10 protein-coding genes are annotated in these 12053 nt (G+C 63.7%); 6 read left to right on the top strand and 4 right to left on the bottom strand.

Features of this window, described 5'->3' with window-relative positions:
• Positions 1–5 precede the first annotated feature (5 nt).
• Both AC6H34_RS21255 and AC6H34_RS21250 read left to right on the top strand, forming a co-directional pair.
• On the top strand, positions 6–164 hold the full coding sequence (locus AC6H34_RS21255; protein ID WP_448146950.1) for a hypothetical protein: 159 nt from the start codon (positions 6–8) through the stop codon (positions 162–164).
• A 183-nt stretch (positions 165–347) separates the two neighbouring features.
• The gene (locus AC6H34_RS21250; protein WP_448146949.1) at positions 348–1175 is read left to right on the top strand and encodes a MurR/RpiR family transcriptional regulator; all 828 of its coding nucleotides are present in this window, start codon (positions 348–350) and stop codon (positions 1173–1175) included.
• A gap of 59 nt (positions 1176–1234) precedes the next feature.
• Here AC6H34_RS21250 and iolG read toward each other — a convergent pair whose 3' ends face one another.
• On the bottom strand, positions 1235–2221 hold the full coding sequence (iolG, locus tag AC6H34_RS21245) for an inositol 2-dehydrogenase (protein ID WP_448146948.1): 987 nt from the start codon (positions 2219–2221) through the stop codon (positions 1235–1237).
• A gap of 377 nt (positions 2222–2598) precedes the next feature.
• Here iolG and AC6H34_RS21240 point away from each other — a divergent pair, with 377 nt between their 5' ends.
• The 4 genes from AC6H34_RS21240 (at position 2599) to iolB (ending at position 8478) form a co-directional block, all read left to right on the top strand.
• Positions 2599–4518 (top strand): bifunctional 5-dehydro-2-deoxygluconokinase/5-dehydro-2-deoxyphosphogluconate aldolase, encoded by a 1920-nt coding sequence (locus AC6H34_RS21240; protein ID WP_497540129.1) that lies wholly within the window; start codon positions 2599–2601, stop codon positions 4516–4518.
• Positions 4519–4682: 164 nt separating this feature from the next.
• Positions 4683–6509: a 3D-(3,5/4)-trihydroxycyclohexane-1,2-dione acylhydrolase (decyclizing) gene (gene iolD / locus AC6H34_RS21235; protein WP_497541254.1), complete on the top strand. Its 1827-nt coding sequence runs from the start codon at positions 4683–4685 to the stop codon at positions 6507–6509.
• 165 nt (positions 6510–6674) lie between these two features.
• Positions 6675–7559, top strand: coding sequence for a myo-inosose-2 dehydratase (gene iolE, locus AC6H34_RS21230; RefSeq protein WP_497540128.1), 885 nt, complete (start codon positions 6675–6677; stop codon positions 7557–7559).
• 124 nt (positions 7560–7683) lie between these two features.
• Positions 7684–8478, top strand: coding sequence for a 5-deoxy-glucuronate isomerase (iolB, locus tag AC6H34_RS21225; RefSeq protein ID WP_497540127.1), 795 nt, complete (start codon positions 7684–7686; stop codon positions 8476–8478).
• 99 nt (positions 8479–8577) lie between these two features.
• Here iolB and AC6H34_RS21220 read toward each other — a convergent pair whose 3' ends face one another.
• The 3 genes from AC6H34_RS21220 to AC6H34_RS21210 all read right to left on the bottom strand — a co-directional run bounded on the left by AC6H34_RS21220 (position 8578) and on the right by AC6H34_RS21210 (position 11730).
• Positions 8578–9321: an outer membrane protein gene (locus AC6H34_RS21220; protein ID WP_448146944.1), complete on the bottom strand. Its 744-nt coding sequence runs from the start codon at positions 9319–9321 to the stop codon at positions 8578–8580.
• 295 nt (positions 9322–9616) lie between these two features.
• Positions 9617–10627, bottom strand: a complete 1011-nt coding sequence (locus AC6H34_RS21215; RefSeq protein WP_497541253.1) for a S1C family serine protease — start codon at positions 10625–10627, stop codon at positions 9617–9619.
• Positions 10628–10833: 206 nt separating this feature from the next.
• The gene (locus AC6H34_RS21210; RefSeq protein ID WP_497540126.1) at positions 10834–11730 is read right to left on the bottom strand and encodes a hypothetical protein; all 897 of its coding nucleotides are present in this window, start codon (positions 11728–11730) and stop codon (positions 10834–10836) included.
• Positions 11731–12053: the final 323 nt, after the last annotated feature.

The following is a 12053-nucleotide window of genomic DNA, read 5'->3' as shown; positions in this document are numbered from 1 at the left end:
CTGCCATGCTTTTTACTGGCTTCATCGCGGCGCTCATCGCCCGCTTCTACGATCCACAGGCCCAGCGCCTCCGCAATCGGCGCCATCCCTCCATGCGATCCCGCAACAGGGACGACGATGGATCGGGAGCCGACCAATCCGGCCCGCTCACCCGAAAGTACTGAACGGCTGCACGCTGCTGCCGATCCGATGAATTTCACGGCAGCGGGGCTTGCGCTAGCCTCGGACCTGCCGCAACCTTTGCATGCGGCCGGGCGCCGGGCATGGGATCGACTCTCTCCATAGACGCCGCGCGAGACTTGCGGAGCGGCAACGGCGTTGCTCCGTTTCGGTAACGGGGCACTTGGATGGCTGAAGACGATACGCGCGATTTTGCCGACTTTTCGGCGCGTCTCGCCGAGAGGGTCGAGCAATTGCCGAAGCGTCTGCGGCAGGTAGCCCATTTCGCAAGGGAGCATCCGGATGAGATCGCGCTCGGGACTGCCGCATCGGTCGCCGAGAACGCGGGCGTCCAGGCATCCACCCTGGTGCGCTTCGCCAAGACGCTGGGATATGCCGGCTTCTCGGATCTGCAACAGGTATTCCTCGCGCGCCTGAAGGAGCGCTTTCCCGACTACCGTCAGCGCGTCGCCTTGCTGCGCACCGACACCAACGCCGGCTCGCTCTCCGGCCCGCTGCTCAATGGATTTGCCGACGCCGCGAATCTGTCGATCGAGCGGCTGCGCGCCTCCGCCGATACTGCCAAGATGGATGACGCCATCGAATTGCTCGCGGGCGCGGAGATCATCCACCTGCTTGCGGCGCGGCGGCTTTTCCCCGTGGCGGCCTACCTCGCCTATGCCTTCGGCAATCTCGGCCAACGCTGCGCCCTCGTCGACCATGTCGGCCAGCTCGGTCGCGAACAGATCGGCCTTGCCGGCCCGCGGGACGTAGTGCTGGCGATCTCCTACGCCCCCTATTCGCCCGACACCGTGCAGCTTGCCACGCTGGCGGTACAGCGTGGAAACCCGGTGGTGGCGATAACGGACAGTCCCTCCAGCCCGCTCGCTCGCCTCGCGAGGATCCGCCTGGATGTCGAGGAGGCCGATCATGGCGCCTTCCGCTCCCTGGCGGCGACGTTCGCCCTGGCGATGACCCTCGCCGTAGGCACCGCCGAACGCAAGGGCCGCGACTGACCGGCACTCAGGTCCTGTCATCGTCCATCTTGCCCTGCTGACTGGAGGAAAGGCCCGCCCTACAGCCTGACGGCTTGGCCCGTCCTGGCGGATTCGGTGGCGGCATCGGCCAGGATCTGGGCCTTCAGACCATCCTCGCCCGAGGGATTGGGCGCCTTGCCGGCTGCAATCGCATCGAGGAAGGCGGCCATCTCCAACCGATAGGCCTCCGCATAGCGCTCAAGGAAGAAATCCTGGATGGGATCGGCCAGGAAGCCGGCTCCCGTCGCCACCTCCACCGTCGTGCGCGGCACGTTGTGAGCGCGGATCAGGCCCTTGGAGCCATGCACCTCGATGCGCTGATCGTAGCCATAGGTGGCGCGGCGTGAATTGGAGATCTGCGCGATCTTGCCCGAGGCGGTCTTGAGCAGCACGGCCGCGGTATCGACGTCGCCGGCCTTGCCGATGGCCGGATCGACCAGGGCAGAGGCCACGGCATGGACCTCGACCGGATCCTCGGCCAGGAGGAACCGGGCAAGATCGAGATCGTGAATCATCATGTCGCGGAAAAGGCCGCCCGACGTCTCGATATAGGAAACGGGCGGCGGCGCCGGATCGCGCGAGATGATGGTGAGGAGTTCCACGTCACCGATCGCGCCGTCGACGATGCGCTGCTTGAGATTGGCGAAATTGGGATCGAAGCGGCGATTGAAGCCGATCATCAGGGGCTTGCCGGTCTTCGCAACCTCGGAAAGACAGGCCCGGATCCGGTCCGATGACAAGTCCACCGGCTTCTCACAGAAAACCGCCTTGCCGGCCTTGGCCGCCTTCTCGATGAAATCGGCGTGAGTCGTGGTGGGCGTGCAGATCAGAACTGCGTCGACGTCGGTAGAATCGATCGCCTCCTCCATGGAACGCACGGCGGCGCCTGTTTCGGCGGCGAGAGCCTCCGCGGAGGGCTGGTGCGGATCGGAGACCGATACCAGTTTGGCCTGCGGATGAAGCGAGGCGTTGCGGCCGTGGATCTTGCCGATACGCCCGGCCCCGAGAACTGCGAGACGAACCATTTCTCTCCCCATTGTTCGTGCTTGGCCCGACAATCGGGCATAAGATCATGTCGTGAGCATAGACGTCAGCGCAGCTCTTCAAAGGGCGATTTAGCCCTTTTGACCCGCCGCGCATCGACCTCTTGCTTCGTTCCAAAATATGGCATTTTTATTCTATATTGACAACACAATAGAATATATGTTTCATTTTTGGAGCGCGAGGCAAGGACGCGCCGGGCCTGAATCGGTGTGACCCCAACCCTCCGCGACAACAACAACAGCGCAGCGATTCCACCATGGCTCGTTGCGACGAGGAAGCGTTTGGCTGGCGATATCCTGGCCCTCCCCGCCACCGGTGTGGGAGGCCGAACGATCGGCGGCATGTCTGGAGGTCACGGATGAGCACACCCACACTCGATGTCATCACCATCGGCCGCGCCTCGGTGGATCTCTACGGCCAGCAGATCGGTGGCCGTCTCGAAGACATGGCGTCCTTCATCAAGGCTGTCGGCGGCTGCCCGGCAAATATCGCGATCGGTACGGCCCGGCTCGGCCTGAAATCCGGCTTCATCACCCGCGTGGGCGACGAGGCCATGGGCCGCTTCATCCGCGAACAGATGCAACGCGAGGGTGTCGACACCGCGGGCATCCATACCGACCCAGCCCGCCTCACCGCCCTCGTCGTGCTCGGTGTACGCGATGAAAAGCAATTTCCGCTGATCTTCTACCGGGACAACTGCGCCGACATGGCAATCGACGAGAGCGATGTCGACGAGGCCTATGTCGCCTCGGCCGCCGCCATCGTCGTCACCGGCACCCATTTCTCCAAGCCGAATACCGACGCCGCGCAGCGCCGGGCCATCGCCTTTGCGCGCAAGCACGGCCGCAAGGTGGTCTTCGACGTCGATTACCGTCCGAATCTGTGGGGCCTCGCCGGCCATGGTGCGGGTGAGGAGCGTTACATCAGGGCCGACCACGTCACGGCCCATCTCCAGACCATCCTGCCCGACTGCGACCTGATCGTCGGCACGGAGGAGGAACTGGCCATTGCCGGCGGCTCGGAGGATACGCTCGAGACGCTGCGCCGCATCCGCGCGATTTCGGGCGCGACCATCGTCTGCAAGCGCGGCCCCATGGGCTGCGTCGTCTTCCCCGCCGATATCCCCGACAGCCTGGACGACGGCGTCAAGGGGCCGGGCTTTCCTGTCGAGGTCTACAACGTCCTCGGCGCGGGCGATGCCTTCATGTCAGGCTTCCTGCGCGGGTGGCTCAGGGGAGAGCCCCTCGAAACCGCCTGCACCTATGCCAATGCCAGCGGCGCCTTCGCGGTCTCGCGCCTTCTCTGCTCCCCTGAAATACCGACCTTCGCGGAACTTCGGTACTTCCTGGAAAATGGCAGCAAGGAACGGGCCTTACGCAAGGATGCGGTCATCAACCATATCCATTGGGCGACCACCCGCCGGCCCGCCGCCGACGGATTGATGGCCTTCGCCATCGATCACCGCGCCCAGATGGAAGCCATGGCGGACGAAGCCGGCGCATCTCGCGAAAAGATTTCCGCCTTCAAGGTCCTGGCCGTGAAAGCGGCTGCAAGGGTCGCTGGAGGACAGCCGGGCTTCGGCATGCTGATCGATGGCATCTACGGTCGGGAGGCTTTGTTCCGAGCCGCCGATCATCCCTTCTGGATCGGCCGTCCGGTGGAACTGCCGGGCTCCCGGCCGCTCGAATTCGAGGGCGGTGGCGATGTCGGAACCAGCCTGATCGAATGGCCGGTCGGCCAGACCATCAAATGCCTTTGCTTCTACCATCCCGACGATCCCGAGGACCTGAAGGAGCAGCAGGAAAGGCAGCTCCTGCGCCTTTACGCGGCGGCGCGCACCGTGGGCCGCGAACTGCTCGTCGAGATCATCGCCGGCAAGCACGGTCCGCTGAGAGACGACACGGTTTCGAGTGTCGTGCAGCGTCTGTACGACCTCGGCATCAAGCCGGACTGGTGGAAGCTCGAGCCCCTCAGGACTGCCGCGGCCTGGAGGGCGGTCGCCGATGTGATCGAGCGGAATGATCCGCTCTGCCGCGGCATCGTCCTGCTCGGATTGGAGGCCCCGGAGGAGGACCTCGAGGCCGCTTTCGCCGCCGCCGCGCGCGAGCCCCTGGTCAAGGGCTTTGCCGTGGGCAGGACCATCTTCAACGAACCCGCCCGAGCGTGGCTTCGCGGCGCGCTGAGCGACGAAGCCGCGATCGACGCGATGGCTTCCAAATTCGCCAGACTCGTGGGTGCCTGGCAGGCAGCCTCAGGCCACGCGGCGGCGGCGCAATAGCGCTCGCGACCCAGGACCTCCCGCGCTATGGTGCGGGCGGGAGACAACCGGAAAACTAGATCTAGTTCCGAAATAACAAGACCTTAAAGCCAATGGCTCAACCGTTTTGACGGTTGCCGGGCTCGATCACAGGGAGAGTACTCGTGGCAACGATCCGCCTCACAATGGCCCAGGCCCTGGTCCGCTTCCTCATCGCCCAGAAGACGGTTGTCGACGGGCAGACGGTCCCGATCTTTGCCGGCGTATTCGCGATCTTCGGGCACGGCAATGTCGCAGGCATGGGCGAGGCGCTTTACCAGGTCCGGGACGCACTGCCGACCTACCGCGCCCACAATGAGCAGTCGATGGCCCATGCAGCCACCGCCTACGCCAAGGCGATGCGCCGTCGCCGCGTGATGGCCTGCACCACCTCTATCGGTCCCGGCGCGACCAACATGGTGACTGCCGCGGCCGTGGCGCATGTGAACCGCCTCCCCCTGCTGCTCCTCCCCGGCGACGTCTTCGCCAATCGCCATCCCGATCCCGTGCTCCAACAGCTCGAGAATTTCGGCGACGGCACGGTGACACCCAACGACGTCTTCCGCCCCGTCTCGCGCTATTTCGATCGCATCACCCGGCCCGAGCAGATCATCCCTGCCCTGGCGCGCGCCATGACTGTCCTGACAGATCCGGCCGAGTGCGGCCCGGTGACGTTGGCCCTCTGCCAGGACGTGCAGGCCGAGGCCTACGACTATCCCGCCTCCTTCTTCGAGGAACGTGTCTGGTCCGCCCGCCGCCAGCGCCCCGACGTAGACGAACTCGCCGCCGCGGTCGCCGCACTGAAGGCCGCCAGGAAGCCTGTGATCGTAACCGGGGGTGGCACCCTCTATTCCGAGGCGGAAAAGGCCCTGGCGGAGTTCGCCGAAAAGCATGGCATTCCCGTCGGCGAGACGCAGGCCGGCAAAAGCGCCCTCGCCCATGACAACACGCTCGGCATGGGCGCCATCGGCGTCACCGGAACCGGCGCGGCCAACGAGATGGCGGAGGAAGCCGATCTCGTGCTTGCCGTCGGTACGCGCCTGCAGGATTTCACCACCGGTTCATGGGCCCTGTTCAAGGGCGAGAAGCACCGGATCGTGGGCCTGAACACCCAGCCGTTCGACGCGAGCAAGCACAAGGCGCAGCCTCTGGTCTGCGACGCCCGGGTCGGGCTCGAGTTGCTCTCATCGGGCCTCGGCAGCTGGAAGGCGCCGGCCGCCTGGACGCAGAAGGCGATCGAGAGCCGCGGCGCCTGGCTGAAGACGGCGGCGCGCTATACCGAGGCCAGCAATGCCGAACTGCCCTCCGACGCGCAGGTGATCGGCGCCGTGCAGCGCGCTGGCAAATCCTCCGACATCGTGGTCTGCGCAGCCGGTGGCTTGCCGGGCGAGTTGCATAAACTCTGGCAGTCCGGCGCACCCGGCGGCTACCACATGGAATACGGCTATTCCTGCATGGGCTACGAAATCGCCGGCGGCCTTGGCGTGAAGCTCGCCCAGCCCGACCGGGAGGTCATCGTCATGGTGGGAGACGGGTCCTACCTGATGGCCAATTCCGAGATCGCCACTTCGATCATGGCCGGCGCCAAGCTCACCATCGTCGTTCTCGACAATCGGGGTTACGGGTGCATCAACCGCCTTCAGCGCGCCACCGGCGGCGAGAGCTTCAACAATCTCCTGCGCGACACGCGCCACGAGGAGTTGCCTGACATCGACTTCGCGGCTCACGCCGCCAGTCTTGGCGCCCTCGCGGTGAAGGTCAGGAGCCTCGCCGAGTTGGAAGCCGCCGTGACCGAGGCGCGCGGACATCGCCGTACCTCGGTCCTGGTGATCGATACCGATCCCCTGGAATCCACGGATGCCGGCGGCGCCTGGTGGGACGTCGCCGTCCCCGAGGTTTCCGTGCGACCCCAGGTCGAGGCAGCCCACGCCAACTATGTGAAGTCGAAAACCCTGCAGAGCATCGGCGATTGATCGACTTTTCCTGCAGGGCAGGAGCGGACGGGGCCAAGCTCGAGCGGCCCCGGCGCTGCGGCTCAAATCCGCTTGGCCATTTCGCGATCCCGGTGCTCGCCACTCATTTCACCAAGGCCCCGGAGGGCCGCCCCCGGCAAGGGGTGATGTATCAGGAGTTCATCCATGCCTATCCGCATCGGCGCCAATCCCATCGGCTGGTCGAATGACGACATGCCCGAGATCGGAGGCGATACGCCGCTCGAAACCTGTCTGGCCGAGGCCGGGGAGGTCGGCTTCGAGGGCATGGAACTCGGCAACAAGTTCCCGCGGCAACCGGAGGCTCTGAAGGCGGCTCTGGCTCCCTTTGGCCTGGTCTGCGTGGGCGGCTGGCATTCAATCGAACTGCTCGAGCGCGACGAACATGCCGAGTTTGCCGCCGCCCGCGCCCATATCGACCTGCTCAAGGCGATGGGGACCAGCGTCTTCATCGTGGCCGAGACGTCGAACGCCATCCACGGCGACAAATCCAGGCCGCTCTCGCGGCGCCCTCGGCTGGCGGATGGAGACTGGGCGGAATATGGCCGGCGCATCACGGCCTACGCAGAAATGCTCAGGGCGGAAGGACTGCAGCTCGACTATCACCATCATATGGGCACGATCGTGCAGTCCGGTGCCGACATCGATCATTTCATGGCCTCGACCGGCCCGGCCGTGCATCTCCTGCTCGACACCGGCCACGCAACCTGGGGCGGCTCGGACCCTGCCGACCTTGCCCACCGGTATCGCAACCGCATCAGCCACGTCCACACCAAGGACGTCCGCGCCGCCGTGCGGGCACGTTCGGACGCGGAGGACTGGAGCTTCCTCGACAGCGTGCTGGAGGGCGTCTACACCGTGCCGGGAGACGGCATGATCGACTTCCCCTCCGTCTTCAAGGCACTCCAAGGCTATTCCGGCTGGGTGATCGTGGAGGCGGAGCAGGATCCCAAGAAGGCCAATCCGCTGACATATGCCAAGGCCGGCTACGCCCATCTCAAGAAAGTGCTGGCGGAAGCCGGGCTGGCCTGAACGGGACACCGGACGTACGGTCCGCCTTGCCCTTGCCAAAGATACGTCGTTTCAAAGAGCGGACGCCGCGGCCACATCCCACAATGTCCGATATGGCTAAAGTCCGCGCTTCCGAGAGGTTTCCATGTCCAGGCTGCTCATCAAACCCGACAAGACTTCCTCGAAGATCCATCAGGTCACGCCCGAATCGGCGGGCTGGGCCTACGTGGGCTTCGAAGTGCATCAACTCCCCCCAGGCGCGATGCTGAGCGCGGATACCGCCGACAGAGAGGTCTGCCTCGTGCTCGTTGCAGGCAAGGCCTCGATCACGGCCGGCGGCCAGGATTTCGGCGTGCTGGGCGAGCGCGACAACCCCTTCGATTCGGCTCCCTGGTCGGTATACGTGCCGGCCGGGTCGCATTACGAGGTGACGGCGCAGACACCCGTGGAACTCGCCGTCTGCGCGGCCCCGGGCACCGGCGCCCTCCCGGCGCGTGTCATCAGCCCGGACAAGGTGGGCCAGGAGACGCGAGGCAAGGGATCGAACACCCGCCATGTCCGCAATATCCTGCCTGAGTGGGAGCCTGCCGAGAGCCTTCTGGTGGTCGAGGTCATCACTCCTTCCGGCAACTGGTCGAGCTACCCGCCGCACAAGCACGATCAGGACAATCTGCCGGCCGAAAGCCTCCTGGAAGAAACCTACTATCACCGCTTCAACCCGCCGCAGGGCTATGGCGTGCAGCGCGTCTACACCGACGACCGCTCTCTCGACGAGACCATGTCCTTCGGCGACCGCGACGTTGTACTGGTACCCAGGGGGTACCATCCGGTCGGCGCCGCCCACGGCTACGACCTCTATTATCTCAACGTGATGGCCGGGCCGAAGCGCGTCTGGAAATTCCACAACGATCCCGACCACGAATGGCTGATGAAGGCCTGACAGCGCAGGCAGCCACTTTGCTGCTGAAGGCGGTCGGCCTCCGGCCATATAAAAAGCCCGGCACAAATGGCCGGGCTTCCCTCCACCATACGTGGCAGATCAGAATTTGTAGGCGATACCAACGCGGATATCGTTGGTCTTCAGATTGGCGGTGTCGTTATAGCCACCGTCAGCAATTGCGGTCGGCTTGTAGTCCAGCTTGGTCTTGTCGCCGTAGTCCGTGTAGCGATACTCGACACGGGCGATCAGGTTGTCCGTGATGGCATATTCAAGGCCCGCTCCGATGGTCCAGCCCCACATCGTCACGTCGTGAGGCACTGACAGGTCGATCGGATAGAACGGCCGCCACCGGAAATCTGCGCCGGCAACACCGCCTGCGATGTAGGGCAGGAAGCGATCAAACGCATAGCCGATGCGCAGGCGAGCAGCGCCATCCCACTTGATCCTGGTGCTCGTCGGGGCATTCGGACGTCCCACCGAGGGCCCCACGCCCACCATGTCGTCCCGGCCGTCGATCGCACCGAACTTGGCGTCGATTTCAGCGCCGATCACGAAGTTGGTGTTCGCGAACTGATAGTTTGCACCAAGATAGCCACCGCCCGAGAACCCATCGCCATCGATGCTTCCCTTGTAGTCGGTAACGCCATCCGTGAGATGATAATTGCGGGTGTCAGACGAGGACCAGCTATAGGCTGCCTGAAGACCGCCATAAACGCCCGTCCAGATGTAGGGAGTAGCGACGACAGGTGCCACGGGCTCAGCAGGAGCGGGGGCGAGGTCGGCGGCGAACGCTGCAGAAGATATCGCCAACAGGGAAACCGACGCGAGAATCAAACGGTTCATCGAGCTGCTCCTTATACACTACAACTGGACGTATCACATACCGCTGAGGAAATCTGTAGCTCAATTGCAACAGTCTCCGTGATTCTAAAACCGTAGAGCACGCCGAATAAACTCTGAACACCTACAGAAGAGAGAACGAGTTCTACATTCGATTAGACTTACCTCATTGTCCTGTACACATAAGAATGCTGATCATCCAAAAGCCTTAAATCCTACGACTTTCGTTGCCGAGAATTAGCCTATGGAGGAGGGAGACCGGCAAAGCGCACCCCTCGGTACGCCCGGCCAGCATTGTTCAGGAACCCTTCCGCTCCCTGGGTGTAACCTGGAAGGAGCGGGACTTTCCGTTGCGCAAGACATCGAAGCGCGTGCTGCGTCCGATGCGCTCCTCGTTGAGCAGCCGGATGAGATCATCCACTGCGGACACCTTGTACCCATCCAGGGCGACGATGATGTCGCCGATCAGCAGGCCTGCCGAATCGGCCGGCTGGCCGGTTTCGGCAGCCGAAATCATCACGCCGGCGGGTTGATCGATACCGGCTGAGAGCTGCACCCTGCGCGCGATCGTCGCCTGCTGCGCGGCAATGCCGATGGAGGCGCGGCGCACGCGGCCGTGCCGGATGAGTTGCCCCATCACGAAGCTTGCCGTGTTCGAGGCCACCGCAAAGCAGATGCCCTGGGCTCCCATGATGACCGCGGTGTTGATGCCGATCACTTCACCCAGCGTCGAGACCAGCGGACCGCCGGAATTGCCGGGATTGAGCGCGGCGTCGGTCTGGATGACGTCGTCGATCAGCCTTCCGCTCTTGGCACGCAGCGAACGGCCGAGCGCTGAAATGACGCCCGAGGTCACCGTCGTCTCGAACCCGAGCGGGTTGCCGATCGCCACCGCGACCTGCCCGCGGCGCAGCGCGCTCGAATTGCCGAGCCTGGCCGCCGCGAGGCTGACGGGCTGCTCGATATGCACGAGCGCCAGATCGGTATCGGGATCGTCACCGATCAGCCTGGCATCGAAGCGATGGCCGTCCTGGGTCTGCACCGCGACACGCGGCGCGCCCTGCGCGACATGGCTGTTGGTGAGGACGAGCCCGTCCGGAGACAGGATGACGCCGGAACCCGATCCGGCCGGCTTACCGCCCTTCTGGATGTCGAGCTTCACCACGGCCGGGCCGACTCGGTCGACCACGCCCATCACCGTGTTGGAGTAGGCATCGAGAAGCTGGGCATCGTTAGGCGTCCCAAGAGATTGGGAAGCTTGCGGGATGGGATCCTCGTCGAGGATGAAGGTAGGAGAAGTATCGAGCAACATAGCACTAACCGGGATCAGACTTTCAATCGGTCAGCGCTATATGGGTGTACTTGATCGTTACTGTAAGGGTGCCTCGCCCAGGGCCGTGTGCATGGCTGTGATGACGGGAACGGGCCTACCGGATCGCAAAGTCGAGGACAGCGCCCGACATCGCCCACCTCCTCCAAAGAGGACCGCAGGCGGTAGCCGGCCGCCCGGTCTCTCTATCGCCCGAGGACCTGCTTCACCGTCTTGCGCACACCCTGGCGCATCGGCGTCATCACCTGCATCACGGCCGCCTTTGCGTGGTCGGAGGACGGGTTGACGCCCGGCTGCTGGGGCTTCATGCCGAGCATGCGCAGGTAGTGATTGGCCGAACGGGCGCTGCTGCGCTCGCGGCTGGCGTCGGTCTCGAAGACGAAAGCGTACGAAATACTGCGCACGGTGCCAGTCTGGACCCAGTGGGGCGCATTCTGGGGCTGATGGAAGCCCCTGCCAGGCTCGAGGTTGAAGACGTGTTCTTGCTTGGGATCGCAGCTCGCCAGATCGAGCTGGCCGATATCCACCACGCCTTTCACGTAGAAACGCTCGAGATCCGCCTCGTCCACGGCGGTCGGGGCGAAGACGTGGTAGTTCTTCGGGCCCTCGATCTGGAAGAAGTGGTTGATCTCGGGATCGAAATGGAACGGCGTCGTCGAAGCGGCGGAGGAAATGAAGACCGATGACTCCAGCCGCATGACCTTCTCGCCCTTCAAGCCGCCGCGCAATTCGCTCAGGCGGTCGAACAGCGTATGAAGCAGGTCGCGGAATTCCGAATCATGGTTCTCCACCCGCTTCAGCAGCACGCGCACCGGGCTGCTGCCCAACTGGCCCAGTGCCTCATGCGGTTTGAACATGCTGTGCTTGACGTCGTAGAATTTCGTTCCGGGCGTCGCCGCCGAAGCGGCCACGAAGAAATCCTGCGCCTTGTCGGCATAGCGCTCCGCCAAACGCACCAGGGCCTCCGGCTGGAACATGGGCAGCTTGTGCAGGCTGTGCTGGAAGCCGAAGGGCTGGGTATCGAAGGCATTCCGGTAGCCCATCGGATCGATGGTCAGAAGCTCGTCTGCTGAAGGAATCATAGTGGCCAACCCTGCGTCGCCCGAGCGACCGTGCATCTGCCAGTATTTCTGCGCCCTGTTGAAAGGCAATTCAAGATCATCACCCGGCGGTATCCGTGCGAGGAAAGTCGTGCGTGAATGACGTCGCCAGCTGCACGTCCGGCGCCAGCGAAGTCAAAAAACCAAATTAACACGTTGAAATATAATGGACAAACTAGAAAGAAAGGCCACGGCCGCGAGATTTTCCAAGCACAACCTGCCTTGCGTGAATACAACGAATACATGACGTATTGGTGCATTGTTCGACGGAAAGGCGGTGGACGGCACCCGAAGGAATAGAGGCG

The sequence above is a fragment of the Labrys sp. ALF-8 genome (assembly GCF_059699065.1).
This window is presented reverse-complemented; position numbering and strand designations above follow the sequence as displayed.

What these genes read in the sequence shown, in the direction of transcription:
- iolG (WP_448146948.1), bottom strand. Translation starts at nt 2,221, where the DNA reads ATGGTTCGTCTCGCAGTTCTCGGGGCCGGGCGTATCGGCAAGATCCAC.
- AC6H34_RS21255 (WP_448146950.1), top strand. Translation starts at nt 6, where the DNA reads ATGCTTTTTACTGGCTTCATCGCGGCGCTCATCGCCCGCTTCTACGAT.
- AC6H34_RS21220 (WP_448146944.1), bottom strand. Translation starts at nt 9,321, where the DNA reads ATGAACCGTTTGATTCTCGCGTCGGTTTCCCTGTTGGCGATATCTTCT.
- iolE (WP_497540128.1), top strand. Translation starts at nt 6,675, where the DNA reads ATGCCTATCCGCATCGGCGCCAATCCCATCGGCTGGTCGAATGACGAC.
- AC6H34_RS21240 (WP_497540129.1), top strand. Translation starts at nt 2,599, where the DNA reads ATGAGCACACCCACACTCGATGTCATCACCATCGGCCGCGCCTCGGTG.
- AC6H34_RS21250 (WP_448146949.1), top strand. Translation starts at nt 348, where the DNA reads ATGGCTGAAGACGATACGCGCGATTTTGCCGACTTTTCGGCGCGTCTC.
- iolD (WP_497541254.1), top strand. Translation starts at nt 4,683, where the DNA reads ATGGCCCAGGCCCTGGTCCGCTTCCTCATCGCCCAGAAGACGGTTGTC.
- AC6H34_RS21210 (WP_497540126.1), bottom strand. Translation starts at nt 11,730, where the DNA reads ATGATTCCTTCAGCAGACGAGCTTCTGACCATCGATCCGATGGGCTAC.
- iolB (WP_497540127.1), top strand. Translation starts at nt 7,684, where the DNA reads ATGTCCAGGCTGCTCATCAAACCCGACAAGACTTCCTCGAAGATCCAT.